This is a genomic window from Paenibacillus campinasensis (assembly GCF_002272015.1).
In the GTDB taxonomy this organism is placed as follows: domain Bacteria; phylum Bacillota; class Bacilli; order Paenibacillales; family Paenibacillaceae; genus Paenibacillus_AQ; species Paenibacillus_AQ campinasensis.
This window is the reverse complement of record NZ_NPBY01000031.1, coordinates 15,651-42,019: the sequence shown is the minus strand read 5'-3', so window position 1 is coordinate 42,019 and position 26,369 is coordinate 15,651. Positions and strand designations below refer to the sequence as shown.

Here is a 26,369-nt window from a genome sequence, read left to right as displayed (position 1 = left end):
TCGATATAATGATAGCGTGTAGATGAATAATGGGCAAGAGAGGGTGCATTAGAATAAGTATGGCAGCAAGAATTCTCAAGTATAAAAAAGCCGTTGCGATCGTATTCGCTATACTTACGGTGATCTGCATCTTCGCACAGTTCGGGGTATCGGTCAATTACGATATGAAGGACTATTTGCCCGAAGGTGCTCCGTCCACAGCTGCGATGGACACGATGGAGAAGGAATTCGAAGGGAGTGTTCCTTCCAATCGTGTGATGATCCATGATGTCACGCTCCAAGAGGCGCTTGCGTTCAAGGAGGAGCTTGCGGCGATCGACGGCGTATCGGATGTAACCTGGCTTGATGATGCGTTCGATCTGAAGACGCCGATTGAAATGGCGGATGAAGAGACAGTAAGAACGTATTACAGGGACGGAACAGCCTTGTATATGTTCAGCATCCGGGATGGGGATGAAGTGGCGGTTACCGACGCCATATACAGCCTGATCGGCGAGGATAACGCCATGGCAGGGGAATCGGTGAACACGGCCACACAGCAGAAGATGGCAGGTTCGGAATCGCTGTTCGCAGCCGCGCTGCTCGTTCCGATCATTATCATCATTCTGGTGATCTCCACCACATCATGGGTGGAACCGCTGCTCTTTTTAACGGCAATAGGTGTCTCGATTCTCATTAATATGGGCACGAACCTGTTCCTGGGGGAAGTCTCGTTTATCACCCAGTCGGTCGCCCCGATACTGCAGCTGGCGGTGTCGCTCGATTATGCGATCTTCCTGCTGCACAGCTTCTCTGACTACCGGAAGAAGGTAGCGGATCCGCAGGAAGCGATGCGGCTCGCGATGAAAAGCTCCTTCTCGGCGATTGCGGCCAGTGCATCGACGACCTTCTTCGGGTTCATTGCACTGTCGTTCATGAAGTTTGAAATCGGTTCGGACCTGGGCATTAATCTGGTCAAAGGAATTCTGCTCAGCTTCATTAGCGTCATGGTGTTCCTGCCTGCATTGACGCTGCTCTTCTACAAATGGATTGACAAGACCCAGCACAAACCGTTCATTCCAGCCATTAAAAATGTAGGCAAAGCCGTGGTGAAGGTCAGGGTTGGCAGCCTGCTTGTCGTTCTTCTGCTGGTGGTGCCGGCATTTCTCGCACAGGCGCAGACCACGTTCACTTATGGCATTGGCGATCAGCCCGAAACGACAAGAGCGGGCAAGGATATAGCCCAGATCAAGGCTCATTTCGGGGAAAGCACACCGATGGTGCTGCTGGTTCCTAAGGGGGATGTTGCCAAGGAAGAGGAGCTGGTGCGGGATCTGGAGGGCATTCAGCATGTCACGAGCGTGCTGGCATACGTCAACACCGTCAGTGCCGCGATTCCTCCAGAGTATCTGGACGCTTCGATCACGGAGCAGTTTTATTCCGAGCATTACAGCCGGATCATCCTCCAGACCGATACGAAGAATGAGGGCGAGGAGGCCTTCGGCTTGATTGAGAAGGTGCAGGAAACGGCGGCTTCTTATTATTCCGAGGATGTACATCTGGTCGGGGAAAGCGTGACCTTGTACGATATCAGAAATACGGTGCTGGAGGATAATCGGCAGGTCAATCTGTTAACTCTTCTGACGATTGCCTTGGTGCTGCTGATCACTTTCAAATCGATCTCCATTCCAGTGATTCTGCTGTTAACGATTCAGTCAGCTGTGTGGATCAATCTGTCGGTTCCGTACTTCTCGGATACAACGCTGGTGTACGTAGGGTATCTGCTGATTAGCATCATTCAGCTGGCGGCAACCGTAGACTATGCGATTCTGCTTATGGATGCGTACCGGGAGCACCGGCAGGAGCTGACGGTTCGCGAAGCGATCAAGAAGACGCTGGATGAGAAAATATTTGCGATTGCGATTTCCGCTTCGATTCTGTCGAGTGTCGGGTTCATATTGTGGATCACCTCCTCCAACCCGATTGTAGGCTCGATTGGACTGCTGCTGGGAAGAGGCGCACTGCTTGCCTTTATTATGGTTATTTTCTTCCTGCCGGCATGTCTCGCAGTGTTTGATAAGTTGATTGCCACAACGACCTGGAAAGCAAATTTCTATAAGGAGAAAAGATGATGAAGAGTATACAAAGGGTTCTGCTAGTCTTCGCTGCTGTCATTCTACTGCTTCCGTCTTTTCTTGTGACAGCTTCACAGAACAGCAATAGCAGCACATCCAGTGAAGAGGTAGTGCAAGGGGCGGGGGTTGTCTCCGCCAAGGATGAAGTGGTTTATGCAAGGCTGGGGGCAACCGGCGATAAGCAAGAAATATATGTTGTCAACGTTCTGGACGTTGAACAAGCGGGGACAATTACAGATTACGGCACGTACACCAGCCTGAAAAATTTGACTGACATGTCCCCCCTGGAGCAAACAGGCGATGCGGTCGAAGTGGCCGCACCGAAGGGGAAGTTCTATTATCAGGGGAATATGAACGATGCGGCATTGCCTTGGAATATTTCCGTGTCTTATCTGTTGGACGGGAAGGAGATTGCCCCTGAGGATCTCGCCGGCGCAGAGGGCCACGTGCAAATTAAGATTGAGACATCGTCGAACGAGGAAGTGGACGAGGTATTTTTCCAGAATTACTTGCTGCAGGTGTCACTCTCGCTCGATACGAAGATTTTCCGCAGTATCCAGGCACCTGACGGTGTCATAGCCAACGCAGGGAAGAATCAGCAAGTGACCTTCACCGTCATGCCCGAGAAGCATGCGAATCTGCTTGTCGAGGCGGATGCAGCCGGGTTTGAGCTGGACGGGATTGATATCACCGCCATTCCTTCCTCCATGTCGATCGACGCGCCGGATCTGGATGGGATGACGGAGGATATGGGCGCATTGACGAACGCCATCGGCGAAGTGCATGAAGGCGTCGGGGAGTTGCTGAACGGGGTCCATGAATTAAACGATGGCATGAAGGAACTCCACAGCGGCTCAGAGGAATACAAGAACGGCATTTCCACGATTCATCACTCCTCATCCGAGCTGGTGAATGCGTCCGGCAGCATCGCTCAAGCGCTCGATACATTGCATGCATCCCTGGACGGAGGGATGGACGAATCCGGTCTCGGGGACCTGAATCAGCTTGTGACCGGGCTTTCCCAGATTGCCGGCGGGCTTAGAGAGACCGCCACGGGGCTCGGTACTTTGCAAGAGAATTATGCGAAGGCGCATACCGCCTTGCAGTCGGCCATGGCGGCGATTCCGGAACAGGCGATATCGGAAGCGGACATTCAGCAGCTGTACGGCAGCGGGGCAGACCCTGCGGTTGTCGAGCGGCTGGTTGAGACGTATGCGGCCGCCCAGACCGCGAAGGGGACTTACTCGGCAGTGAAGGCAGGCCTTGATGCGGTTGATGGCGTGCTGGGACAAGTGCGCGCTTCCCTGGCCGAGATGGCCAATCAATTGGATGCGATGTCCCAAGGGCTGGCCGCTTCGCAGGGCGAGGCAGATGCTGCCGCAGCTTCATTCGTCCAGCTGCAGGAAGGAATCAAGCTCCTGTCTACGAATTATAAGGAGTTTCATGCCGGACTGGTCGAGTACACCGGGGGCATCAGCCAGCTGTCCAGTTCTTATGAAGAGATGCACAGCGGCCTAGGCGCGCTGTCCGAGGGCACCGCTGAGTTTGAGAACGGCATAGGCAAGCTGCATGACGGCACCGACGAGCTCTATGCTTCCACGAAGGATCTGCCGGATCAGATGAAGGACGAGGCTGACCGGATGATGGCCGAGTTCGACAAATCGGACTTTGAGCCGGTCTCCTATGTATCGCCGAAGAATACGACGATCAACACGGTTCAGTTTGTGTTCAAGACCGAAGGGATCAAGATTCCGGAGGTTGAAGAGACAGAGGCTCCGGAAGAGGCCAAGGCGGGCTTCTGGGACCGCTTCGCCAATCTGTTCAAAGGTTGGTTCTAGCTCGCTAGAATAGATTGGATTTGAGAGACATCCCGCATAGTGGCACCAGCCCGACAATGCTATAATGCTTGTAGATACTAGAGATAGAGATGAGAACTGACTCATAAACAGAAGGGGAGCCGACATCATTGAATATCGATATTGTCATTACGTTGTCGGTGCTGGTGCTGGCATCGGTCTTGTTTATATCCGGCAAGGTGCGCTCGGACATGGTGGCGATCGGCGCGTTGATTGCGCTGATGCTGTTCGGAATCTTAACCCCAACCGAGGCGCTGTCGGGCTTCTCCAGCACCGTGGTGATCATGATGGCCGGCCTGTTCGTGGTCGGCGGGGGAATCTTTCAGACTGGACTCGCCAAGCTGATCAGCGGCAAGCTACTCCAGCTGGCGGGGACGAGCGAGACCCGGCTGCTCATTGTCATAATGTTGGCGACAGGCTTTATGGGCACATTCATCAGCAACACGGGAACGATTGCGGTCATGATGCCTATTGTGGTCAGCATGGCGATGAGCGCCGGCGTCAATCCGGCTCGGCTGCTGATGCCGCTTGCGTTCGCCAGCAGCATGGGGGGAGCGCTCACCTTGATCGGGACACCGCCCAATCTTGTCATACAGGATGTGCTGGTGGCCGGAGGATTCGAAGGGCTGCGCTTCTTCTCCTTCACGCCGATCGGTCTGCTCGCCCTTGCCGTCGGGATCATCTGCATGCTGTTTCTGCGCAGGTGGCTGCCGAGGCAGGAGGATGGGCTGACGCAGCGATCGGAGGCTCGCTCCACGAAGGCGATTGCGGCGGAATATCGGCTGGGGCAGAATCTGTATCGCGTGCAGGTGAATGCCGATTCGCCACTATGCTCAAAAAGGTTAAAGGAACTGCGGTTGTCGGAACGGTATCATGTGAATATCATCGAAGTCCGGCGCAGGATGTCCATGAAGAATCAGTTCTTCAAGACGATTCCGCAGGAAGTGGCCACTTCGGAGACGGAGCTGCAGGAAGGGGATATTCTGTATGTTCATGGCGCCTTTGAAGATGTAAAGGTGCTGGCCGAGGATTGCGGGCTGATGCTTCTCGACCATCAAGCTGCAGAAGCTGCGCTCACCACTGGGGATATCGGGATAGCAGAGGTGTTGCTTGCTCCCTCCTCAACGCTCATTCACAAGCGGGTGGCCGAATCAGGATTTCGGGAGAAATTCCGGCTGAACATACTGGGGATCCGGCGCAAGGACGAGGTCATCCTGCATCATCTGAAGGATGAGCGGATGCGTTACGGAGATGCGATGCTGGTCCAGGGAGCGTGGAAGGATATCGCGCTGCTGGCCGAGGAGACAGATGTCGTTGTTGTCGGACAGCCTGCTGAGGAGGCGCGGAAGGTAACGCTTGACCATAAAGCGCCGATTGCCGCCGGCATTATGCTGCTCATGGTCGGCCTGCTCATTATTGATGTGATTCCGGCGGTAGCCTCGGTCATGATCTGCGCCGTCCTGATGGTGCTGTTCGGCTGTCTTCGCAGCATGGAGGATGCCTACAAAACGATGAACTGGGAAAGCATCGTATTGATTGGCGGCATGCTTCCTGTATCCATTGCGATTGAGAAGACGGGGGCAGCCGGCCTGTTATCCAATGGACTTGTGGACATGCTGGGAAGCTTCGGCCCGCATGTTATGCTCGCGGGAATCTATGCTCTAACATCGCTGCTGACGCTCTTCATCAGCAATACGGCGTGTGCCGTGCTTGTGGCACCGATCGCGCTGGCTTCCGCAGTGGAGCTCGGGGTCAGCCCGTATGCGTTCCTGTTCGCGGTGGCCATCGGAGCCAGCATGTGCTTTGCGGTTCCGTTCTCCACACCGCCGAATGCCTTGGTGATGTCGGCAGGACGTTATGCCTTCATGGATTTTGTCAAAGTGGGCTTACCGCTGCAGGTGATCGTCGCTGTAGTGATGATTACGGTGCTGCCGTTGTTTTTCCCGTTTTAAAAGGCATGATTTCCAGGCGTTAATAGTTGTGATTAGTCGTGATTTTCAGGCATTATATATTTCGGTAGACCCCTCGCAAGAGGGGTTTTTTCATATACCCACGAAGATGATTGGACATGGCCAAGTGGGCCATGCTGCCCGGTGATTGCCAGATGGCCGCGGGGGTGACCGGCTACCGAGAAGGGACATTGTGGGTGAGCCGCAGCATAAGGCTTGCTTATTGCTAAGGCATAAAGCTTGGTGTACCAGCCGGACGCATGCCTTATATGACTTGGCGATTCCGTCTTTTCTCTTATGGCTGATGCGAGCCCAGTCTTTTTCGGGCGGAATTGTTCTTGGGGGTCACCGGGATGTGCGGCATCGCTTTTCCGAGACCGTACTTCGGCATGTTTCTGTACATCGCTTCATAAGCACCGCCCTGCAGCTGATACGTTTCATGATATACGCCGACGGCAGGGTTATGGCCGACATGCTTATTGAAATTCTCCCATGCAGCCATGTGCTTCTTGTTATGGGCATAGGCAATCAGATCATCCACCGAACGCCAGTACTGGATCATCGCCGTGGTACGCAGCCCAAAATAACTCTCCATGGATAAGAAGCCCAGCTCCTCCTTGTGGGTATACAGCTCGCGAATCATGCCGGGCATAGCGTGAAACACAGGCAGCCACTTATGAACAGCCAGCGGCTTGTTAATCCGCATACCAATGATAAATACTACGATGTCCTCGCTGTTGTCCGTCGTATAGGGCCCTGTGAAAATAGAATTTCCCATCGTACCTCCTCTAATCAGCTTGAGTCATTTGCTTCCATCATACAACGCATTATATTGGAGGAGAACGGGAATGGCTGTGAAAATGCTGAATGAATGACTCCATAATCATTTACAAACCAACGGTCGGTATTTATAATGAGTGTATCACTTACTTTTGCATGGGAGGGGACCTATTGAAACAGGAGGAACGCAGACAACAGACGACGAGACGTTTAATGGAGGCGACCCGGGCGCTGATTGAAGAAAAGGGTTGTAATTCCATTACGATGCAGGACATCGTGGGCCGGTCCGGCCTGTCCAAGGGAGCGATTTTTCATTATGTGAAAAGCAAGGACGAGATCTTTGTATGGCTGCTGCAAGAAGGGCTTGAGGAAACAAACCAGCGTTTCATGAGCGAGATTGAGCAAGGGCACCGCCGCTTTGAGGAGCCGATGCAGCAGATCGCGGAAAGCATTATCCAATATGAGAATCCGCTTAACGTGACCAACAAGGTGCTGCTGTATTTGCTTGGCAAGGAAAAGGACCCTGTCGTTGGGGAGGCCTTGAAACTGTATTACGATCGGTCGGTGTATCTGTCCAGGCTGTGGATCGAGACAGGACAGCGCTACGGTGTTATTCCTGAATCGGTCGAGGCGGACAAAACGGCAGAGATGTTTACGCTGATGACGCTCGGTCTCCGGATCCGCTCCAGCATCCCGGGTACAGAGGCGGTCTTCAAAGCGCATGATATCACCGCGTGGATGACCAGTATGTTGAACCCTCCGAAAGAGGGGAAATAGAAAGGATGAGCGTATTATGGGAATGTGGTTAATCGTACACTTGATTGGTGTCCTCTTCATGGTCGGAAATGTGGTGACTGCGGCATTTTGGAAAATCAAGGCCGATCAGACCGGGAATCCGCATGTGATTCATCACACGGCCAAGCAAGTCATGTTGGCGGACTATGTGTTTACGATACCGGGCCTTGCCCTGATTATCTTATCTGGCGGGGTGATGGCCGGCGTATCAGGCTTCTCATGGTCGGGTCTGAACTGGCTTACGCTTTCACTAGGCCTGTTTGCCGTGACCGGAGTGATCTGGCTGGCTGTGCTCATTCCGCTCCAGCGCACAATGATCCGGCTGAGCAGCGAGAGTGCCAAGAGCGGTGTAATCTCTGCGGAATATAAGCGGGCATCCCGTTTATGGGCGATATATGGGACGGCCGCCACTTTATTACCGTTAGTCATTCTTTACTTGATGGTGATGAAAGGGTTTTAGGTTTAGGGGGTGACGCTCGGTGGAGGGGTCTCGGGTGTGCATCATGCTGAGCAGGCTTGTCCCCCCGAATGCCAGTTGCCAAAATGGCCATGATTCGTTATGCTAGTTCCAAACTGAATAGAATGCGGGTGCTGGATGAAGTCCGGCTGAGATCAGAGCCTTGTGCTCGGGACCGTTAATCTGATCCAGGTAATGCTGGCGTAGAGAATATCGTTCGAATTGTTATAAGCCATTCGTGTATTCTCGAATGGTTTTTTGCATATTCGGGGGAGAACGGGGCTAAGTTGGCCCGCCAATCCAGTGTCGTTCTCTGGATCGAACGTCGAACTGTGATCAGGAATTTTGATAGATGCGGGAGTGATCCGACTTATGGGGAAGGAAAGTGGACTGAAGGAGCGTTATTCCAGACAGATGCTGTTCGCTCCGATTGGCGAGGAGGGCCAGCGGAAGCTTCTGGAAAGCACGGTTTGCATTATAGGGATGGGCGCGCTCGGCACGGTGCTGGCTAATCATATGGTTCGTTCCGGCGTCGGACGCGTTCGAATGGTGGACCGGGATTATGTAGAACCAAGCAATCTGCAGAGACAGATGCTGTTTGATGAAGCGGATGCGGCCGAGGCGCTGCCGAAAGTGGTGGCAGCCCGGAACAAGCTGCAGCGTATAAATTCAGAAATTGAGCTGGAAGCGGTATTCACGGACGTGACGCCAGCGAACGTGCTTGAACTGATTCAGGATGTGGATCTGGTGCTGGACGGAACGGATAATTTCCAGACCCGTTTTCTGCTGAATGATGCTTGTTTCTCGAAGCGCGTTCCGTTCGTGTATGGCGGGGCGGTGAGCTCGCGCGGGATGAGCGCTGTGTTCATCCCGGGGGTAACGCCATGTCTGCGCTGCTTCATCCAGTCGGCGGACGCCGGTGGGCAGACCTGTGACACGGTTGGAGTCATCTCGCCGATTGTCGATATTGTGGCTTCTTATCAGGCGGTGGAGGCGCTGAAGTACTTGAGCGGAGCCGCGGAGGCGAGAAGGGACAGCCTGCTGACACTGGATATATGGCATAACCAGTATTATGCGATGAAGCTTGGCAAGCCGAGGGAAGCCTGTCCTTGCTGCGGACTTAAGCAGTATCCGGCGCTCCGGGAGGAGGAAGCGACGCTGCTGTCACTGTGCGGCCGGGATTCTATCCAAATCTCGGGGCATGAGCCGTTTGACCTTGCGCTGTGGCATCAGCGCCTGAGTCCGGCTGTGCGGAACACGAAGGTGAATGATTATCTGCTCCGGGCGACGCTGCCGGAAGGCGAACGGCTGGTGCTGTTTGCAGATGGGCGGCTGCTCGTTCAGGGCACGGACGACCCGGCCAGGGCGAAGACGCTTGTGGCCCGTTATATCGGAAGCTGATGAATATGAGCAAGGAGGGTATCTAGACATGGTTGATTTTAGCTTGTACGCCATTACCGGCGAGAACTTCCATCCAGGTAGAGATCTGGTGGAAGTGATGGAGGAAGCGATCTTGGGCGGGGCGGATATTGTACAGTTCCGGGACAAGACAAGCAGCAAGGCCGAGATGTTGCATAAGGCGAAGGCGCTGCGGGTGTTAACACGCAAATACGGAATACCGTACATCGTGAATGATGATGTCGAGCTGGCGCTGGAAGTGGACGCAGACGGAATTCATCTTGGACAGGGAGATATGCCGATTGAAGAGGCCCGGCGGCGTGTCGGGGGCAAAATCATCGGCATCTCGACCCATGCGCTAGAGGAAGCGAGGCTGGCAGAGCAGCAGGGAGCCGATTACATTGGAGCCGGTCCGGTCTATGCGACGAAGACCAAGGCGGACGCTGTCAGCCCGGTTGGCTTATCCTATATTACCGAAGTGGCGGAGAACATCTCGATTCCCTTCGTGGCCATTGGCGGCATCAAGCTGAGCAATGTGGATGAGGTGATCCGTGCGGGAGCACGGCGTGTCTGCGCGATCAGCGAAATTGTCGGCAGTGATGATGTTACGGGCACATGCAGGGCGTTCATCGAGAAGCTAAAAAGCGAGGGGATGAGGGAATGGAGCTGATCATTAACGGCAGCAAGCGGGAGCTTCAGCTGGAGTCACGTACACTCGCTGAAGTGATCGACAAGCTGGGGCTCTCCGGCAAGCCGGTGGTGGCCGAGGTGGATGGCGAAGTGCTGGTGGCGGAGCAGTGGCCGGCTTTTGCAGTCATGCCAGGGATGAAAATTGAACTGGTTCATTTTGTAGGAGGGGGTTGAGCAGATGAGTGCAGATACTTGGCGGATCGGGAAGCATGAGATGTCGTCCCGCTTCTTTCTAGGAACCGGCCTGTTCCCGAGCCCGCTCGTGCAGCAGGAAGCCATTTCCGCCTCTGGCGCAGAAGTGCTGACCTTCGCTATTCGCAGAGTCAATCTGGATGCGGTCGAGGATGATTCCATTCTTCAGCATATCGAGCCTGGCGCATTTATCTTTCTTCCGAATACGTCCGGAGCCCGGACGGCGGATGAAGCTGTACGAATTGCCCGTCTCGCCAGAGCGTCAGGGCTGAGCGACTGGGTAAAGGTGGAGATCAGCGCAAGTGAGCGGACACTGCTGCCAGATCCGATTGAGACGCTGCGGGCGACGGAGATTCTGGTTCGTGAAGGATTCACGGTTCTTCCCTATATTTCGGATGACCCGATCATTTGCAGGAAGCTGGAAGAGGCCGGCGCAGCGGCGATTATGCCGGGCGGCGCTCCGATTGGCACCGGGCTCGGGATTCTGAATCCGTATAACATCGGTTTGATTGTGGAGGAGGCTGGGGTGCCGGTCATCATTGATGCCGGTCTGGGGACGGCCAGCGATGCTTCCCTTGCTATGGAGCTGGGCGCGTCCGCCGTTCTGATGAATACGCCAGTGGCCAAAGCGAAGGATCCTGTAGGCATGGCGAAAGCGATGAGGATGGCGATTGAGGCGGGCCGATTAGCGTACGTGTCCGGCCGGATGCCGAAGAAGCGGTATGCATCCGCAAGCAGCGGCATGGCGTCACTGATCGTTAAATAAAGCCGCTCACTCCGCGCAGCGAAAGGGAATCATCCGGCTGCTGATGGGCTTCAACGGTCGTAATGGAGAGGCGGTGGGGGTGATGCCTGCCGGGTAACTCCTGCGATAGGGTAGCTTTGGTGGCCGGGGCACCGTACAGTGGCGGGGGAAATTCCCGACTACAGGGGATAGAAAAAAGGAGCTGAGAAGATGAACGACACGATCATCGTCATGGGCGGCGGAATTATCGGGTTGTCCTGCGCGCTGGAGCTGCGCCGGCGCGGCGCAGAAGTGCGCCTGCTGGAAACGGCCTCCTGCGGCGGGCAGGCGTCGGGCGCAGCGGCCGGCATGCTGGCGCCATATTCGGAGAATCTGGAAGCTCCGGATGCGTTCTTTATGCTCTGCAGGGAAAGCTTGCAGCTGTATCCGGCCTGGCAGCAGCAGATTCGGGAGCTGACCGGAATGGACTTTGAGTATACCGCGTGCGGCAGCCTGTATGTTGCCTATCATGAAGCGGACCTGCTGGCGCTCGAAAGCCGAATGAACTGGCAGCGGGACTACGGCTCGAGCGCGGTTGTTTTGCAGGACCAGGAACTGTTTGACGCGGAGCCGGGACTGTCCCGCAAGGCGATAGCCGCGCTCCTGACGCCGGAGGAACACCATATTTATGCTCCGGATTTCGTCAAAGCGCTGAAGGCAGCCTGCTTGCAGGAAGGGGTTCGCATTCATGAGCATCTGGATGCTCTGGATCTGGTCGAGTGGAAGGATCGGATCGAGGTTCGGGCCCGCAGTGGTCGTGCTTTCACAGGAGATCAGCTGCTTGTCTGTACCGGAGCCTGGGCGGGCGCGATGTCGGACTTGCTCGGCGTCCGGATTCCTGTGCAGCCGATCCGGGGCCAGATCTGTGCTTACGCCTGGGGTGAGAACAGGACGCCGCTGAACCATATGGTTTTTTGCAGCCAAGGGTATATGGTGCAGAAAGGAAACGGTACACTGGTGTGCGGCGCGTCTGAAGATATCGCGGGCTTCGATTCCAGCGTGACTGAGCGCGGTATCCGCCGTCTGATGCAGTGGAACCATAAGGTGGTGCCCGTGCTTGAAGGGCTGAAGCCGTTTCACCGCTGGGCAGGGCTGAGGCCGTCGACGCTGGATGGCCAGCCGCTGATCGGCCGCCTGCCGCATGCGGATCGGGTGCTGCTGGCGGCAGGGCATTACCGCAACGGCATACTGCTCAGTCCCGTGACGGCGATGCTGGCTGCGGATTGTGCCGAGGGCAAGCCCCTCCCGGCATGGCAGCAGGCGTTCCGTCCCGACCGATTCGGGACGGCGGTCACCCGGGTGGATGCTGCTGGTGCTGCCCACGCAATGAGAAGGAGCTGCCCCTAGTTAGTTAGGGACAGCTCCTTTTGCTGTTGTCTGCTTTGGCCGTGGTGGTCCGGCCATGAGGCGATCATCAGTGATAAGCCAGCCCGAAGCGGCACGGCTTCTGGCTCTGTATGTATCGAGCGGAACGTCGATGATGACTAGAAAGATGGACCGGGAAGGCCGGCAGCGGTCGGAACAGACCTTGGCGGTTTATTCGGATCATTCCATGGCCAGACACCGGTGCTTCGGACTCTTAATGGCTAGCTTATATGCTTATAGTCTGTCTTCTGCTGGAACATGCCGGCTTCGAGGATCGCGAGATTGGCTTGTTCATTCAGACGCTGCTTCTCCGCGTATTTCCATTCATCTGCGGGGGAGGTTTTCAGTTCTCCACATACGTCGATGCCGACCACGTTCTTGCTCATGATGAGTGTGTGCAGTGCCACAATCAGCTGTTTCAGGCGCATTTTGCCATGATCCCAGTTGGTGACTGCATCAGCTTCATCCAGCACATCCTTGTCGATGCTGATATATATATCGTTCGTGCCAACGGCGGACAGCAGCTGCTCGGGATGTTTCAATTCAGGTAGCAGCACGGTTCTGGAACGATTGCCAGAACAGGATGGAAACGGGTCAGAGCGGACGCCTACCCAGACGACCTGCCGCATCGAGGGAAGATGGGCCATCGCTTCTGCTACCCATGAGCCGCATGTCAACATTCCCGGAAGCTGATCCGAACGCTTGGCATCGGTATGATTGTCGAATAAGACGAGGGTGAACGGGCGGTCAATCTCGCTGAGCAGGGCATAAGACACATAATGATAGTTGCCGCTGCCGATGTAGGTAATCCCGCTCGTCTTCCGGGCCGCCAGCCTGCGGCGGATCTCTTCCATCGCTTCTTGGGTGCAGAACAGATTGGTGGCCTCGATATTGGACAAATCAATCCACGCGTCGGCCCGCTCCGTTAGAGCAGGCTGCTGCTCGTACACATGATCAAAATCAAGCACCGTCACATCATGATGTAGAAGTCCCATGATCATCATCTCCTTACAGAAATAAGACTTCATGTTCATTCCGAATCGTTAAGGATGAGCGCTGCCATGATTAAGTTTATCATAAAATTTTGCCGTTTCTCATGTACAAGGTCACACGACTGTGTTCATCACTGCAGAGGAAGCAGCGACGGAGCGGATGTTCCCGGAGGCTCATGCCCAATATCGCTTCCTCTCGCCGCTCCAGTTCACCAGTGGGGAGCAGCCGGAGATGTCGGTCATGCTGGTCAGGATAGAGGCAGGCAAGTCGGACTATGATGAAATGGTCGTCCATGATTTTGTGGAATTTACCCCAAAGGGCGGGAACACGGGCGCCGTCGTTGATGGTTCGTGGGCCTGCCCTATTCCAATGATTCGGTTATAAGTCATGCGCCTATCCAATCTATAAAAAATTTAGATAAATATGATATTAAAATCTACAAATAATAGTGATACACTAGGAATAGGACATCTTGGATCCGAAGGGTGTGGCATGCTATGCAAGCGCGCCCTGGCTTATTGTGGCGTCTGAGCAGGAGCGCCTTTCATCCTTCCTGCAAAATCGTAGGGTAGAGGGACGGTAAATATGGACAACCGACAAACGAAAACCGACGTAATTTTAATTGGTGCGGGCATTATGAGCGCAACTTTGGGATCACTGCTGAAACAATTAGTACCCGAATGGGACATCACCGTATTTGAGAGGCGCTCGGCCGCAGGGGAGGAAAGTTCCAACGAATGGAACAATGCCGGAACCGGGCATTCTTCGCTGTGTGAGCTGAACTACACCGTGGAACAGCCAGACGGGTCTATCAATATTAGCAAAGCGATTCAAGTGAATGAAGAGTTTCAGTTCTCCAAGCAGTTCTGGGCTTATCTCGTCAACAGCGGCGTCATATCCAATCCGAAGGATTTTATTATGCCAGTGCCTCACATGAGCTTTGTTCAGGGGGAGTCGAATGTCGCTTTTCTGAAGAAAAGATTTGAAGCGCTTTCGGTTAATCCTCTGTTCGAGGGCATGGAATACTCGGATAATCCGGATCTGCTGAAGCAGTGGGTTCCGCTGATGATGAAGGACCGGATCGTGGATCAGCCGATTGCGGCTACACGGATTGAATCAGGCACCGATGTCAACTTTGGCGCTTTAACACGTTTACTATTTGATCATCTGCAGAAGAACAATGTCGGTATGCATTTCAATCATCAAGTTGATGATATTAAGCGAAATAGCGAAGGTTTATGGGAACTTAAGGTGCGGGATCTTGCCAGCGGCGCCGTTCGCCGTCATGCAGCAAAGTTCGTCTTTATCGGCGGCGGAGGCGGCAGCCTGCATTTGCTGCAGAAATCGGGCATTCCGGAAGGCAAGGGTATCGGAGGATTTCCGGTGAGCGGGCTGTTCATGGTATGTCACAATCCGGAGGTTGTGGCCCAGCATCATGCCAAAGTGTACGGAAAAGCGGCAGTAGGCGCTCCGCCGATGTCGGTTCCGCATTTGGATACCCGCGTCATTAACAACAAAGAGTCGCTGTTCTTCGGGCCATTCGCTGGCTTCTCGCCGAAGTTTCTGAAGTACGGCTCGATATTTGATCTAATCACCTCGGTGAAGCCGCATAATCTGGTGACGATGCTGGCTGCGGGTGCGAAGAACTTCCAGCTCACCAAATATTTGATCGGGCAGCTGATGCTGTCCAAGGAGCAGCGCCTCGAAGCGCTGCGCGAGTTCGTCCCTAATGCCAAGGGCGAGGACTGGGAGCTTGTGGTGGCTGGCCAGCGCGTTCAGATCATCAAAGATACAGCTTCCGGGAGAGGAACCCTGCAATTCGGGACGGAAGTGATCAGCGCTGCCGATGGTTCGATTGCTGCACTGCTCGGCGCCTCGCCGGGCGCATCGACCGCCGTGTCGGTCATGCTGGAGGTAATCTCCAAGTGCTTCCCGCAGCATATCAAGGCATGGGAGCCGAAGCTGAGAGAGATGATTCCTGCATACGGCACCTCCTTACTGCAAGAGCCTGCGCTGCTTCGGGAGATCCAGGCAGAGACATCGCGGACGCTGGGATTAACGAACGGCAATGGCGCGTCGGGTCACGGAGACAAGACATCTGCGCTTGCATAAGAATTATCTGTGAATAACATGAAAGAGGTTCGATTATGCTCGTCATGGAGCAATCGAACCTCTTTTTTTTTTTTTTGCATATCAGCTTCATGCTGGATGATGGCGATACTCGGGACAAGATACTTATAGCACTTTTGACAGAAAGGAACGGGTGCGTTCCTGCTGCGGGTTGGAGAACAGCTGATCAGGCGGCCCTTCCTCCACAATGCTTCCGCCCTCCATGAAGATGACGCGGTCTCCGACTTCACGGGCGAAGCCCATCTCATGCGTGACGACCACCATCGTCATGCCTTCCCGGGCGAGATCCTGCATGACCGTCAGCACTTCGCCGACCATCTCGGGATCAAGCGCCGACGTTGGCTCGTCAAACAGCATCACCTTCGGCTCCATCGCCAGCGCACGGGCAATGGCCACGCGCTGCGCCTGACCGCCAGACAGAGAGGCAGGATACATATTCGCCTTGTCCTCCAGGCCGACCTTGCGGAGCAGCTCCATCGCCTTCGCTCTGGCCTTGTCCGGCGCCCACTTCCGAACCCGGAGCGGAGCAAGTGTAATGTTATCCAAGACCTTCATGTGCGGAAACAGGTTGAACTGCTGGAATACCATACCGACTTCGGCGCGCATTTCAGTGATGTTGGTGTTCTTGTCCATCAGCGACTGGCCTTCGATGCTTATGTCACCGTGCTCGGGTACCTCAAGCAGATTGAGACAGCGCAGAAAGGTCGATTTGCCCGAGCCGGACGGCCCGATCACAACGACAACCTCCTGGGGCATGATGCGGGCATCGATCTCGCTTAGCACCGTAACCGAACCGAAGGACTTGCTCAGCTTCTTCACTTCGATGATAGGCTGCATGCTACATTCTCCTTTCGATATAGTTCAGCAGCTTGCTGAGGCTATAAGTCAGGATGAAATAGACCAGGGCCGCGGTCAGGTAAGGCTCCCAAATGCGGTAATACTGCCCGGACATCGCCTGGCTCCAGTACATGAGCTCCTGCGCCGCGATGACGGCCACCAGAGAGGAGTCCTTGATCAGCACGATGAACTCATTCCCGAAGGCCGGAATCATTCGTTTGATGGCCTGGGGCAGAATGACATATCGCATCGCTTGAACATTCGTCATGCCCAGCGACTGAGCGGCCTCCCGTTGCCCTTTATCAATGGACTGAATCCCGGCACGATAGATCTCTGCCGTATAGGCAGCCGAGTTGAGCGAGAGGGCGGTTATGGCTGCTATGAAAGGATCGGTGCGTCCAATAATCGCCGGAATTACCCCGAAATGGACGATAAAGATCTGAACAAACAGCGGGGTGCCCCGGAAGAAATTAATATAACTTTGAAAAGGCCATCTGATGTACCAGCGGCTTGACATCTTTCCGAATCCGATTCCAAGTCCAAGGATGGAGCCGAGAATGATCGAGAGGATCGAGATTCCGATCGTCAGCATCGTTCCCCGGAGGATCAGCGGCATGTAGTCGATAATAATGTCGAATCTGAAATCCATGCTATTCGCTCTTCCTTTCTGTCAATAAAAGAGCATGCGTGGTGTGATGCGTACGCATGCTCTTTCAGTGCTTATTGCGAAAGCCGGCCGCTGCTTACTCGGCCGCTTCCTGAAGTACCGTAATGTCCGGTGTTTCACCGAACCACTTCTCATAAATCTCGGCATATTTGCCGTTTTCGATCACCGTTTTGATCGCTGGGTCAAGCTTGGCCTTGAGCTCGCTGCCCTTCGGCAGGAGGATGGCATAGAACTCCGAACCGAAGTTCTCGACATCGGTAATGCCGATGAAATGCTTGGTCGGGTTGTTCTTGATGTACTCGCCCACGATGGCGTTGTCAGCGACTACGGCGTCAGCGCCGCCTTTGTCCAGCTCCATCAGCGCGACGGTGTTGCTGTCGAAGCGGCTGATATTCGGGTTGTTCTGTCCGAACAGCTCGCTGACGATAATGTCGGCCGTGGTGCCGCCCTGAACGGCGACCTTCTTGCCTTCCAGATCAAGCGCGCTCTGGATGTCGCTGCCTTCCTTCACCATGATCATGTTCGTGGATTCAAAATAAGGGATCGTATAATCATAGCTTGCCTTGCGGTCCTCCGTAATCGATACGGAAGAGATGCCTGCCTGATACTCGGTACCCTGTCTCACACTGGCTAGCATCGTATCCCAGCCGGTATTGGCAACTTCATACGGAAGGCCTGCCTCTTCCATGACCGCAGCCAGAAAATCAATGTCAAAGCCAACGATCTTGTCTTTGTCCATGTACTCCATCGGTGCATAGTTCGCGTCGGTCGCGAACTTAATCACTTGTTCTCCCTCTGAGGCGCCGCCTTGCGCACCTTCGCCGCTGCCGTTCGAATTCGATCCGCAGCCGACAATCGACACGGTCAATATGGCGGAGATGAGGAACAAACCCCATTTCTTCATGTTCATGTAAGAATCCCCCTATTTTTATGGATAACATCTTAAAGAGATTTTAGCAGAATCAGGTCAGTGTGACAATTAACTTTTCTGAACTGCGTGAGGTAATCTAACATGTGAAGGAATGCACATGTGGAAGGAACCGCCATCCCAACCCTTTGACCATGAAAAAAAGCGGCACGACGTTGTTCAACGTTGCACCGCTCATCGCTTGCTGCTTCAATAAATGTCTGTTACAGGGTGGTCTCCCCATCATAAGTAATGATTCGCTTGTACAGCTCAGGACGTCGGTCGCGGAATACTCCCCATTCGATCCGCATCGTCTCCAGCTCATCCAGATCGAACTCGGCGGTCAGCACCGTCTCCTCGGTCCGTCCAGCTTCGACGATTTTATTCCCTTGCGGTCCAGCGATGAAGGAAGAACCGTAGAAGTCAATGGCAGAATCCTCATCTTCCTCGCGGCCAATCCGGTTGGAGGCGATGACGGGAATCAGGTTGGCTGCTGCATGGCCCAGCATGCAGGTCTGCCAGTGATCCTTGGAATCGATGCTCGTATCCTGCGGCTCTGATCCGATCGCGGTCGGATAAAGCAGCAGTTCAGCGCCCATCAGCGCCATGACGCGGGCGGCTTCCGGATACCATTGGTCCCAGCAGATGCCTACGCCGATTTTGCCGTAACGGGTTTTCCACACCTGGAATCCGGTGTCGCCGGGGTTGAAATAGAACTTCTCTTCATAGCCCGGACCATCGGGGATGTGGCTCTTGCGATAGTGACCGAGCACTTCGCCATCGGCATCGATAACGGCCAGCGAGTTATAACGGGCATAGTTCTTCTTCTCGTAGAAGCTGATCGGCAGCACGACCTTCAGTTCCTTGGCCACCTGACGGAAATGATTCACCGCTTTGTTATGCTCAAGCTCTGTAGCATACGTATAATAATCCGACTTCTCCTTCTGGCAGAAATACGGGGTTTCGAACAATTCCTGAAGCAAAATAATTTGCGCACCCTGCCGGGCCGCTTCCCGAACGAGCTTATCCGCCTTGGCGATATTCTCTTCGATGCTGCCCGAGCAGCTCATTTGTGTCGCTGCAACCTTTACTTTTCTCAAGCGGTTCCCCTCCTTGTATCGTTTATCCCTACATTAGCTCGTCAGCTGCTGTTACGATCTTGCCGGCATTTGCTGGGTGATGCAGTGCACGTTTCCGCCCTCACCGATGATGGCCATGCCGTCGATCGTGCGAATTCGGCGATCCGGGAATACAGCCTGAAGCGTCTCGACCGCCAGACGGTCGGTTTCAGCAGCAGCGCCCCCGAATACCGGCAGGATGATTCCGCCATTCACGAAATAGAAATTCAGGTAGCTAAGCGTCAGGCGGCTCTCCTTGTAAAAGGCCTTCGGCGGCTGCTGGAGCTTCACAATTTCAAGGGCGCGTCCGCGCGCATCGCGTGCCTGCTCCAGAATCTGCAGATTTTCCTGCGTGATGGCGTAGTTCTCATCCTTCGGATCTTCGCACACTTGGAGAATGACTTTCCCCGGTGCCGCGAAGCAGGCGATGTTGTCAATATGACCATCGGTCTCGTCCCCATCCAGTCCGCGCTTTAGCCAAATGACCTTCTCGGTACCGGTATAGGCTTGTACCAATTCTTCGATTTGCTCCCGGCTTAGATCCGCGTTCCGATTCCGGTTCAGCAGGCATTCCTCTGTCGAGAGCAGCGTCCCGTCACCATCAACATGAATGGAGCCACCCTCCAAGATGAGCGGAGCATCGAACTGCTTGACGCCATAATGCTTCAGCAGCGCTGTAGGCACCGCGTTGTCCAAATCCCACGGCGCATATTTCTCGCCCCATGCGTTGAATTTCCAGTTCACACCCGCCAGCTCGCCTGATTCGTTCTTCACGAAGGTCGGGCCGTTGTCGCGCAGCCAGGCGTCACTGTGTTCCAGGGGAAGCAGCTCAATGTTGTCCTCACCCAGCATAAGCGATACTTTCTTCACTTCCTGAGGATCGACCAGAACGGTGACCGGCTCGAACTCAGCGATCGCCTTGATCACCTCGGCATAGCCGTTGCATACCGTTTCATAATCCTCCGGAAAAGTCATTGATTCCTGCACCGGCCAGGAAATCAGGGTTCGTTCATGCTCTGCCCATTCGGGCGGCATTCTATAATTTAACGCACTCGGATTCATCTCGTGTCCTCGACTCACTTTATTTAAAATTTGAAGGACCGGCACCCGGCCGGTCTCCCTAACCATAATACAATAAGATGTCGACTGTCTCAAACGATAAATTCAGCGGGATTCTTCGAAAGATCATGCCGTCAGGCAGGGTCATCTGTTCGAGTTTAAGTCCAGCGGCATAGAAACTTAATATTGGTCCGACTCAAGGAGGGGGTCAGGGCAATGTCTGCTCGTGGATACCGCTTGTTCCTTACTGTGTCCCGTTTCCAGTCTGACTATGAGCCTGAATTGGATATAACCTTTCGAACAACAACAATACCGCCTTGTTAATAACAGGGCGGCATTGATGAGGTGTAAACTTGTATCAAGCGTTCAGATCGTGCAGGCCTGGGCTGTGTTCATTAGGCATCTCCGGCATCATAGGCAGCGGGAACCCTTCCGGAGGCTGGGTGACCTGCAGACTGCCGCCGTTTCTGCTCGGCGTCTGGCCGCTGAATATTTCGCCGATGCGCGTGTTGTCCAGACGGAAATTGAATTGGGCATTATGGAAGCCCATATCGACGTATTTCTGACATTCCGGATACTTGTGAATATCGTAATTCGGTACCGGGAACAGTTTGCCCCATTCCACACCGAGCGTTTCCAGCGCCTTGGCAAACGCATTTTGATGGGCATTGTCGCGAACGATCAGAAAAGCAAGGGTTTCCCGGAACGTTTTATTGGTGCTCATCTCATAAATTCTTGATTTCTGAAGCACGCCCGTGGATTCCAGCACAAGATTGTCCATCAGATTGGCTACGAGATTCCCGTGATCGTACACATAGTTGCCGTTCCACGGGTTTCCGGCTGCATCAACCGGCAGGGAGCTTTGCGCGCCCATAATATAATGGTGGGGGTTCGCATGCTTCACGGCTTCATCTAGCGGAGCGCCGTCAGCGCCAGCGTCGCCAACGCCTTCTGCTCCAGATCCCGTCAGCAACTGGTTGATCGTATGCTGTACCAGCTCCACATGGCTGATTTCTTCCAGGAACACACCGCGGATCAAATCGCGGAATTGCGTTGCCTTGCCCCGAAAGTTGTTGCTCTGGAAGAAGAATTGCATCATCGTCCGCATTTCTCCGAATCTTCCCCCGAGCGTCTCCTGCAACACTTTGGCGGCCGCCGGGTCCGGCTTGTCCGGCACAATGATATTGATCAGGTCTTCCTTGTAAAAGTACATATCGTTTGCCTCCGATTTCCTGGGATGGTGAGTCATCTTCAGTTTTATTCGCTAACGCCGGTTCTATGCGGTCTGATTGCAAGCAATCATTTCCATGCGTTGTGCCGGTTAGTCTCCATGAAGGGGATGCAATCATCTTCGGCCAGGAAGCATGAAATGGACGATTTCAGCGCATAATGGCATTGTTTCAACACCATGATTAAAGGAGCTGGACAGTATGGGAATATTAAGCGGCAACCCGAAGGACGAGCCTTTGCATTACGGTGAAGTATTCAGCATATGGGAAGCGTCCATGATGGCAAAAGGAAGCATTTCATGTTACGAAGCGTACATGTATCATGCTGGGGACAAGGAGCTGAAAAAGCTCATTCAGGATTTTCTGGATCAAGCCAGGCTGGAAGTGAAGGAATGCGACGAGCTGCTGACGGATAACGGAATCTCTCCGTCGCCTATGCTGGCGGAACGCCCAGCTGCAGAGCTGGAGGACATCCCTCCAGGAGCCCGGTTCACCGATCCGGAGATCGCAGCCAAGCTGGCGGCGGATAATGCACTGGGTCTTGTCTCCTGCAGCAAGACGATGGGGCTTAGCATTAGGGAGGATGTAGGAGCTCTGTTTGCGAAGTATCATGTGACCAAAACAGCACTGGGACTTCGTGTTCTGCGTATGAACAAGGAGAAGGGGTGGCTGGTGCCGCCGCCGCTGGTTGCTAAACAACCGGAATAACCAGGCTAACATATCCAAATAGCAAAGAGGCTCCGCAGATCGTATGCAGAGCCTCTTTGCTATGGGTTCATGATGGAATGTTCAAAGCGGTTTGAATATTGGTCAGATCCCGCTCAATCTGTTCATTCATCTCATAAGGCTTGTAGAAGCCGCGTTCCATCATGTAGCCGATGATTTTCTCATGGGTGTCCACCGCTTCCTCCAGCTGCTGGATCAGAATGGACTTGATCTCCGGGCTGGCGCATTCAGTTACAGCCATCGCATAGTTTCGGACCCCGGTTTTGGCGCTAATGAGAAAATCCATGGCCACCATCTCGTCCGTCAGTTTATCCAGCCCCATAATGCGCTCAATAATTGGATTCACGATCTCATCTCCCTTATGTCCGAGTTGGCTAAAATATGGCTAAGCTCCTGGAGCTGCCTAGTAGATATCTCAACGTCATCCAGTAAAATTTGCTTCAGCTCAGGGTCAGACACGAGCAGCTTCATCGCTTTGGCTTTGGTCATGCAGAGCGTCTTGAAGGCTGCCAGTTCATGCACCTCCAGTGTCTCATGCAAACCGTAGTCGGCTGTATTCATTTGCGTTCTCCCTCCTAAAGTTATAATGGGTCATGGCTTCAGCACCACTTTGATGCAATTGTCTGTCTTGGTATCGAAGATGTCATACCCATGCTTCGCTTCGCTAAGCGGAATGACGTGGGTAATAATGTCGCTGGCATTGATTTTGCCGGAGGTGATCAGATCATACATATGCGGCATGTAGTGAATGACCGGTGCCTGGCCGGAGCGGATATTGATGTTGCGCAGCATGATGTCACCGAGCGGGAATCCGTTATAGCGTCCGCCATACACCCCGGTTATCTGAATCGTGCCTCCTTTGCGTACCGCCTGGGTGGCGATCACGAGCGCACTCATCGTCCCGCCCTGAAGCTTCAGCCCGCTGGCCAGAAACTCCATATCGCTCATCTTGCCGTCCATCCCGACGGCGTCGATGACCACATCCGCACCGCCTTTGGTGATCTCCTTGAGATAGGCGCCAACGTTCTCTTCCTGCTCGAAATTGACAATTTCTACGTTGTTGGTGCGCTTGGCGTGCTCCAGACGGTAGTTGACGTAATCAACAGCAATGACGCGCGAAGCGCCTTTCAGCCATGCGAATTTCTGGGCGATCAGCCCTACAGGGCCGCATCCGAGGACGATCACAACATCTCCCTTTTTGACGCCTGCGTTGTCCACACTCCAGAATGCGGTGGGCAGGACATCACTGATCAGGCACAGGTTCTCATCGGGTTCCTCGCAGCTTTCCGGGATTTTGAAATGGGTGAAATTCGCGAACGGAACGCGCAAGTACTCAGCCTGTCCGCCGGGATACCCGCCAGCATTGCCGGAATAACCGAAATAGGCGCCGATCTGGCCGTTATCATTGGAATTGTCGCATTGGCTTTCCAGCTGATTTTTGCAGAAGAAGCATTCCCCGCACGCGATGGTGAAGGGAATGATGACACGGTCGCCTTTCTTCAGATTCGTAACCTCGGGGCCGACTTCTTCCACAATCCCCATCGGTTCATGGCCGATAATATAGTTCTCCTGGAGATTGGGGATCATCCCGTGAATCAGGTGCAGGTCTGAGCCGCATATGCCCGTACTCGATACTTTAATCACGATATCGTCAGGTTTTTCGATTTTGGGATCAGGGACGTCTTTGACAGTTACATTTTTAATGCCTTGGTAAGTTACGGCTTTCATGCTTGGTGTCCTCCTACATGCTCATCGGGCGTGCGATCGAACATCCCCTTGCGGCTGGTATCGTCAGGGAAGAGGTTCATCTGTCCAATCATGATGGTGTTTTTGGCAGCAAGCTGATCAAGCTGGTACTGTTCGGTCAGCTCATAAGGATGGAACCATTTCTTGCGCATCATCAGATCGGTAATTTCCTGGTGCAGTGCAATTCCTTGGCTTAACTGACGGCGGAGCAGGGAACGGGCTTCTGGCGATACGGTCTCGGTCAGCGCGATAGCCGTGTTGCGGACGCCTTCCTTCGCACGCATCAAGAAATCGACCGCGAGTGTCATATCGGCCATCTCCGGCATGTTAAGCGCGTTAATCGGATCCAAGTAATCGTTATTCATTGAAGTGGTCCTCCATCATTCAGGATGGGTTCCGGCCGACTTTCGGGTACTGGGGCCTGAAAAGGAACGCTTTCGTAGACCGACTGCAGCTCTTGAATCGCCTGTATGGATTGTTCTACATCTTTTTGCATCAGCGCCTTGAGCTCCTGGTCAAACACAAGGCCTTGCATCAACTTGGATTTGGCCAGGCACAATGTCTTAAAGTTGAGCACCTCGTGAAGGTCCATCGACTCATGAGGGGCGAGTGTACGTGGTTTCATAGCGATCGGGAGCACCTCCATCTTTTTTTCAGCGATAGCTTTCCCTTACGCCTGAGAGTTATGCTTTGGGCTTGTTCAGCGTCTGACATGGCGTTACTTGTGGGCAGGCAAAAGCGGGGAATAAGCGGCTTTTCAAATGATGGCGGGTGGCGGTAAGGTTCTAAGAGGCAGTTAGGACGGAGAAGTCGGAGAAAGAACGGTATAGATATGGGGACGGTTGTGGGGAAGGAAGGACGGCCAAGAGCTGTGATTGGCTCGCAGCCGCCCCTCGGTAATGCTCGGGGGATCAACCTTTTTCAACTCGTTGGTTGTGGGGCAGGTGAATATAGCGGGTTTCTTGTCTATTGGACATCAAGCTGTGCAGTGCCATTCCGATCATGACGATGATTACACCGCACCATGCTAAGGGAGAAGGGATCGGCATGGACAGAATCCAGAGCTCGCCGGCCAGGGCGAACAGCACCTCCATCGACTGGGTTGCCTCTACGGCAGCCAGCTGCTGCATATTTCCCCGCACCATGTCAGTCGCCTTGAAGAAGAGTACCGTAGCGATTACACCGGAGAGAAGCGCAACCAGCAGCGCCTGAAAGGTCTGCCCGGTGCTAGGCATCCCGACGGTCATAGCGCCGTAAACGGAGAGCAGCAGCCAGAAAGGCAAACTGGCGATGGTCATACCTAACACACGCTGGGTGGTATCGAGCCGTCCTTCGCACAGCTCCATCATTTTGCGGTTTCCGAGCGGGTAGGCGAAGGAGGCGATCAGCACGGGCACAAATCCGAACAGCAGGTCACGGGTAGAAAGGCTTCCGGCATGATCCAGCTGCATCAGCACAATGCCCAGCAGGATGATGAGCGACATGCCCAGCCCCTTGATCGGAAGTGCTGCCCGGGCCTGGACAGGCCCTTGCGGTGTATGCCTCGTTTCGAAAAATAAAGGGGTCAGAAGCGCGCCCGATATGATGGTGATTTGCCAGGTGCCTGCAATCAGCCAGCCAGGCGAATACGCGGCGGCAAAGCATAGCGGGGCGTAAAACAAGCCGAACCCGATACAGCTCCATAGCAGCCATGCGCCGGGCTTTCTTCGAATCTCGTGCCAGAGCGGGCGCAGCTTGCGTCCTGCAAGCACGATGATTAAGAGAAAAGGAAGCATAAAGAGATACCGCAGCGAGGCGCTCCAGATCCAGCTGCCTCCGGACAGCTGCATCGATGAGTTAAGCACAAAGGTAAAGGCAAAAAAGAAAGCCGCGCCCATTCCGATCAACACAGGTCTCAATAAAGACTCACCTCGGCTCCGTTGGTTGTGTCAGCAATTCGCCAAGACTTAACCAGTTTTCTTCGACAAGCCGGACCGTTTTCTCATACTCCTTGTTGCGGAGTGCCGACAGGATGCGCCGATGCTGCGCTACCGATCCGATCCCTTTAACATGATTGAATTGCGCGACCTCCAGACGGTGAATCTTCGGAACACAGCGCTCCATGGCCAGCAGGATCTCCGGATTGGCAGCCGCATCAAGGAAAACGTGATGAAACCGGGTATCCGCCTCTATGGCCTGAATAACATCGCCCTGCTCAATGGCCAGCCGCAGTTCTTCATTGATCGCTTCCAGAGCGGCGATGTCCTCCTCCTGCATAATAGGACATGCGAGCCTTGCTGCTAATGCGTGCAGCGCGGCAACCACCGTAAATGCATGCTTCGCCTCCTCGAATTGGATGGGTGCCACAAACGTTGAAGAACCGGGGAGTGATCCTATAAGTCCTTCGTCTTCAAGCCTTTTCAATGCCTCTCTGACCGGGGTGCGGCTAATGCCGAACTGGTCGGCTAACTCCTTGTCGCTCAGCCGCTGGCCTGGCTGCAATTCCAGTGTGATAATCGACTTTTTTAATGCATGATAAACCTCATCGCGCAGGGACAGTCGTTTAATGGGTTTAATATGATTCGTATTCATAAAACC

Annotated in this window: 28 protein-coding genes; 13 read left to right on the top strand and 15 right to left on the bottom strand. The window is 54.0% G+C overall.

Features of this window, described 5'->3' with window-relative positions:
- The first annotated feature begins 59 nt into the window (after nt 1–59).
- The 3 genes from CHH67_RS10650 (at nt 60) to CHH67_RS10640 (ending at nt 5,922) form a co-directional block, all read left to right on the top strand.
- Complete coding sequence (locus CHH67_RS10650) at nt 60–2,111, top strand: efflux RND transporter permease subunit (protein ID WP_095265160.1); 2,052 nt, start codon at nt 60–62, stop codon at nt 2,109–2,111.
- On the top strand, nt 2,108–3,952 hold the full coding sequence (locus CHH67_RS10645) for a YhgE/Pip domain-containing protein (RefSeq protein ID WP_179292095.1): 1,845 nt from the start codon (nt 2,108–2,110) through the stop codon (nt 3,950–3,952). The genes CHH67_RS10650 and CHH67_RS10645 overlap by 4 nt, the downstream gene beginning before the upstream one ends.
- 128 nt (nt 3,953–4,080) lie before the next feature.
- On the top strand, nt 4,081–5,922 hold the full coding sequence (locus CHH67_RS10640; RefSeq protein WP_095265158.1) for an SLC13 family permease: 1,842 nt from the start codon (nt 4,081–4,083) through the stop codon (nt 5,920–5,922).
- A 292-nt stretch (nt 5,923–6,214) separates the two neighbouring features.
- On the opposite strand, the gene CHH67_RS10635 is transcribed toward CHH67_RS10640, so the two are convergent.
- A complete protein-coding gene (locus CHH67_RS10635; RefSeq protein WP_095265157.1) occupies nt 6,215–6,697 on the bottom strand; it encodes a DUF4188 domain-containing protein in 483 nt (160 codons plus the stop codon).
- A 173-nt stretch (nt 6,698–6,870) separates the two neighbouring features.
- On the opposite strand from CHH67_RS10635, the gene CHH67_RS10630 reads away from it, so the two are divergent.
- The 7 genes from CHH67_RS10630 to thiO all read left to right on the top strand — a co-directional run bounded on the left by CHH67_RS10630 (nt 6,871) and on the right by thiO (nt 12,362).
- Nucleotides 6,871–7,476, top strand: a complete 606-nt coding sequence (locus CHH67_RS10630; RefSeq protein ID WP_095265156.1) for a TetR/AcrR family transcriptional regulator — start codon at nt 6,871–6,873, stop codon at nt 7,474–7,476.
- Nucleotides 7,477–7,492: 16 nt separating this feature from the next.
- The gene (locus CHH67_RS10625; protein ID WP_095265155.1) at nt 7,493–7,954 is read left to right on the top strand and encodes a DUF2269 family protein; all 462 of its coding nucleotides are present in this window, start codon (nt 7,493–7,495) and stop codon (nt 7,952–7,954) included.
- 369 nt (nt 7,955–8,323) lie between these two features.
- Complete coding sequence (locus CHH67_RS10620) at nt 8,324–9,352, top strand: ThiF family adenylyltransferase (protein WP_095265154.1); 1,029 nt, start codon at nt 8,324–8,326, stop codon at nt 9,350–9,352.
- A 28-nt stretch (nt 9,353–9,380) separates the two neighbouring features.
- The gene (thiE, locus tag CHH67_RS10615) at nt 9,381–10,019 is read left to right on the top strand and encodes a thiamine phosphate synthase (RefSeq protein WP_095265153.1); all 639 of its coding nucleotides are present in this window, start codon (nt 9,381–9,383) and stop codon (nt 10,017–10,019) included.
- On the top strand, nt 10,010–10,213 hold the full coding sequence (thiS, locus tag CHH67_RS10610; RefSeq protein WP_095265152.1) for a sulfur carrier protein ThiS: 204 nt from the start codon (nt 10,010–10,012) through the stop codon (nt 10,211–10,213). The genes thiE and thiS overlap by 10 nt, the downstream gene beginning before the upstream one ends.
- Nucleotides 10,214–10,217: 4 nt before the next feature.
- Complete coding sequence (locus CHH67_RS10605; RefSeq protein WP_095265151.1) at nt 10,218–10,997, top strand: thiazole synthase; 780 nt, start codon at nt 10,218–10,220, stop codon at nt 10,995–10,997.
- A gap of 189 nt (nt 10,998–11,186) precedes the next feature.
- The gene (thiO, locus tag CHH67_RS10600; protein ID WP_095265150.1) at nt 11,187–12,362 is read left to right on the top strand and encodes a glycine oxidase ThiO; all 1,176 of its coding nucleotides are present in this window, start codon (nt 11,187–11,189) and stop codon (nt 12,360–12,362) included.
- Between the two features lie 239 nt (nt 12,363–12,601).
- Here the strand turns inward: thiO and CHH67_RS10595 are convergent, their stop codons facing one another.
- On the bottom strand, nt 12,602–13,375 hold the full coding sequence (locus CHH67_RS10595) for an arginase family protein (protein WP_179292094.1): 774 nt from the start codon (nt 13,373–13,375) through the stop codon (nt 12,602–12,604).
- A gap of 121 nt (nt 13,376–13,496) precedes the next feature.
- Here CHH67_RS10595 and CHH67_RS10590 point away from each other — a divergent pair, with 121 nt between their 5' ends.
- Both CHH67_RS10590 and CHH67_RS10585 read left to right on the top strand, forming a co-directional pair.
- On the top strand, nt 13,497–13,757 hold the full coding sequence (locus CHH67_RS10590; protein WP_144029255.1) for a hypothetical protein: 261 nt from the start codon (nt 13,497–13,499) through the stop codon (nt 13,755–13,757).
- 201 nt (nt 13,758–13,958) lie between these two features.
- Nucleotides 13,959–15,485 (top strand): malate:quinone oxidoreductase, encoded by a 1,527-nt coding sequence (locus CHH67_RS10585; RefSeq protein WP_095265147.1) that lies wholly within the window; start codon nt 13,959–13,961, stop codon nt 15,483–15,485.
- Between the two features lie 123 nt (nt 15,486–15,608).
- Here CHH67_RS10585 and CHH67_RS10580 read toward each other — a convergent pair whose 3' ends face one another.
- From CHH67_RS10580 to CHH67_RS10555, 6 genes are all read right to left on the bottom strand, one after another.
- Complete coding sequence (locus CHH67_RS10580; RefSeq protein ID WP_095265175.1) at nt 15,609–16,331, bottom strand: amino acid ABC transporter ATP-binding protein; 723 nt, start codon at nt 16,329–16,331, stop codon at nt 15,609–15,611.
- A 10-nt stretch (nt 16,332–16,341) separates the two neighbouring features.
- Entirely contained in the window at nt 16,342–16,989 is a 648-nt protein-coding gene (locus CHH67_RS10575; RefSeq protein ID WP_095265146.1) for an amino acid ABC transporter permease, read from the bottom strand.
- Between the two features lie 94 nt (nt 16,990–17,083).
- Nucleotides 17,084–17,911, bottom strand: coding sequence for a basic amino acid ABC transporter substrate-binding protein (locus CHH67_RS10570; protein WP_095265174.1), 828 nt, complete (start codon nt 17,909–17,911; stop codon nt 17,084–17,086).
- Between the two features lie 227 nt (nt 17,912–18,138).
- Complete coding sequence (aguB, locus tag CHH67_RS10565; protein ID WP_095265145.1) at nt 18,139–19,014, bottom strand: N-carbamoylputrescine amidase; 876 nt, start codon at nt 19,012–19,014, stop codon at nt 18,139–18,141.
- 51 nt (nt 19,015–19,065) lie between these two features.
- On the bottom strand, nt 19,066–20,094 hold the full coding sequence (locus CHH67_RS10560) for an agmatine deiminase family protein (protein WP_095265144.1): 1,029 nt from the start codon (nt 20,092–20,094) through the stop codon (nt 19,066–19,068).
- A 355-nt stretch (nt 20,095–20,449) separates the two neighbouring features.
- A complete protein-coding gene (locus tag CHH67_RS10555) occupies nt 20,450–21,304 on the bottom strand; it encodes a manganese catalase family protein (protein ID WP_095265143.1) in 855 nt (284 codons plus the stop codon).
- Nucleotides 21,305–21,521: 217 nt separating this feature from the next.
- Here CHH67_RS10555 and CHH67_RS10550 point away from each other — a divergent pair, with 217 nt between their 5' ends.
- A complete protein-coding gene (locus tag CHH67_RS10550; protein WP_095265142.1) occupies nt 21,522–22,028 on the top strand; it encodes a DUF3231 family protein in 507 nt (168 codons plus the stop codon).
- Nucleotides 22,029–22,095: 67 nt separating this feature from the next.
- Here the strand turns inward: CHH67_RS10550 and CHH67_RS10545 are convergent, their stop codons facing one another.
- The 7 genes from CHH67_RS10545 to CHH67_RS10515 form a co-directional block, all read right to left on the bottom strand.
- Nucleotides 22,096–22,392, bottom strand: a complete 297-nt coding sequence (locus tag CHH67_RS10545) for a spore coat protein (RefSeq protein ID WP_095265141.1) — start codon at nt 22,390–22,392, stop codon at nt 22,096–22,098.
- Entirely contained in the window at nt 22,389–22,607 is a 219-nt protein-coding gene (locus CHH67_RS10540; RefSeq protein ID WP_095265140.1) for a hypothetical protein, read from the bottom strand. The genes CHH67_RS10545 and CHH67_RS10540 overlap by 4 nt, the downstream gene beginning before the upstream one ends.
- Nucleotides 22,608–22,637: 30 nt before the next feature.
- The gene (locus CHH67_RS10535; RefSeq protein WP_095265139.1) at nt 22,638–23,774 is read right to left on the bottom strand and encodes a zinc-dependent alcohol dehydrogenase; all 1,137 of its coding nucleotides are present in this window, start codon (nt 23,772–23,774) and stop codon (nt 22,638–22,640) included.
- Nucleotides 23,771–24,157 (bottom strand): spore coat protein, encoded by a 387-nt coding sequence (locus CHH67_RS10530; protein ID WP_095265138.1) that lies wholly within the window; start codon nt 24,155–24,157, stop codon nt 23,771–23,773. The genes CHH67_RS10535 and CHH67_RS10530 overlap by 4 nt, the downstream gene beginning before the upstream one ends.
- Complete coding sequence (locus tag CHH67_RS10525; protein ID WP_095265137.1) at nt 24,154–24,417, bottom strand: spore gernimation protein GerQ; 264 nt, start codon at nt 24,415–24,417, stop codon at nt 24,154–24,156. Before CHH67_RS10525 ends, CHH67_RS10530 begins: the two co-directional genes overlap by 4 nt.
- A 286-nt stretch (nt 24,418–24,703) precedes the next feature.
- A complete protein-coding gene (locus CHH67_RS10520; RefSeq protein WP_095265136.1) occupies nt 24,704–25,690 on the bottom strand; it encodes a DMT family transporter in 987 nt (328 codons plus the stop codon).
- Nucleotides 25,691–25,697: 7 nt separating this feature from the next.
- Nucleotides 25,698–26,363, bottom strand: a complete 666-nt coding sequence (locus CHH67_RS10515) for a GntR family transcriptional regulator (RefSeq protein ID WP_095265135.1) — start codon at nt 26,361–26,363, stop codon at nt 25,698–25,700.
- Nucleotides 26,364–26,369: the final 6 nt, after the last annotated feature.

Bases quoted from the DNA above. Each gene is read 5' to 3' on its own strand.
- CHH67_RS10555 (WP_095265143.1), bottom strand. From the start codon at position 21,304: ATGTACTTTTACAAGGAAGACCTGATCAATATCATTGTGCCGGACAAG.
- CHH67_RS10620 (WP_095265154.1), top strand. From the start codon at position 8,324: ATGGGGAAGGAAAGTGGACTGAAGGAGCGTTATTCCAGACAGATGCTG.
- thiO (WP_095265150.1), top strand. From the start codon at position 11,187: ATGAACGACACGATCATCGTCATGGGCGGCGGAATTATCGGGTTGTCC.
- CHH67_RS10535 (WP_095265139.1), bottom strand. From the start codon at position 23,774: ATGAAAGCCGTAACTTACCAAGGCATTAAAAATGTAACTGTCAAAGAC.
- thiE (WP_095265153.1), top strand. From the start codon at position 9,381: ATGGTTGATTTTAGCTTGTACGCCATTACCGGCGAGAACTTCCATCCA.
- CHH67_RS10595 (WP_179292094.1), bottom strand. From the start codon at position 13,375: ATGGGACTTCTACATCATGATGTGACGGTGCTTGATTTTGATCATGTG.
- CHH67_RS10530 (WP_095265138.1), bottom strand. From the start codon at position 24,157: ATGAATAACGATTACTTGGATCCGATTAACGCGCTTAACATGCCGGAG.
- CHH67_RS10570 (WP_095265174.1), bottom strand. From the start codon at position 17,911: ATGAAGAAATGGGGTTTGTTCCTCATCTCCGCCATATTGACCGTGTCG.
- CHH67_RS10560 (WP_095265144.1), bottom strand. From the start codon at position 20,094: ATGAATCCGAGTGCGTTAAATTATAGAATGCCGCCCGAATGGGCAGAG.
- CHH67_RS10650 (WP_095265160.1), top strand. From the start codon at position 60: ATGGCAGCAAGAATTCTCAAGTATAAAAAAGCCGTTGCGATCGTATTC.
- CHH67_RS10635 (WP_095265157.1), bottom strand. From the start codon at position 6,697: ATGGGAAATTCTATTTTCACAGGGCCCTATACGACGGACAACAGCGAG.
- CHH67_RS10585 (WP_095265147.1), top strand. From the start codon at position 13,959: ATGGACAACCGACAAACGAAAACCGACGTAATTTTAATTGGTGCGGGC.
- CHH67_RS10605 (WP_095265151.1), top strand. From the start codon at position 10,218: ATGAGTGCAGATACTTGGCGGATCGGGAAGCATGAGATGTCGTCCCGC.
- CHH67_RS10515 (WP_095265135.1), bottom strand. From the start codon at position 26,363: ATGAATACGAATCATATTAAACCCATTAAACGACTGTCCCTGCGCGAT.
- CHH67_RS10550 (WP_095265142.1), top strand. From the start codon at position 21,522: ATGGGAATATTAAGCGGCAACCCGAAGGACGAGCCTTTGCATTACGGT.
- CHH67_RS10525 (WP_095265137.1), bottom strand. From the start codon at position 24,417: ATGAAACCACGTACACTCGCCCCTCATGAGTCGATGGACCTTCACGAG.
- CHH67_RS10625 (WP_095265155.1), top strand. From the start codon at position 7,493: ATGGGAATGTGGTTAATCGTACACTTGATTGGTGTCCTCTTCATGGTC.
- CHH67_RS10645 (WP_179292095.1), top strand. From the start codon at position 2,108: ATGATGAAGAGTATACAAAGGGTTCTGCTAGTCTTCGCTGCTGTCATT.
- CHH67_RS10540 (WP_095265140.1), bottom strand. From the start codon at position 22,607: ATGAATACAGCCGACTACGGTTTGCATGAGACACTGGAGGTGCATGAA.
- thiS (WP_095265152.1), top strand. From the start codon at position 10,010: ATGGAGCTGATCATTAACGGCAGCAAGCGGGAGCTTCAGCTGGAGTCA.
- CHH67_RS10575 (WP_095265146.1), bottom strand. From the start codon at position 16,989: ATGGATTTCAGATTCGACATTATTATCGACTACATGCCGCTGATCCTC.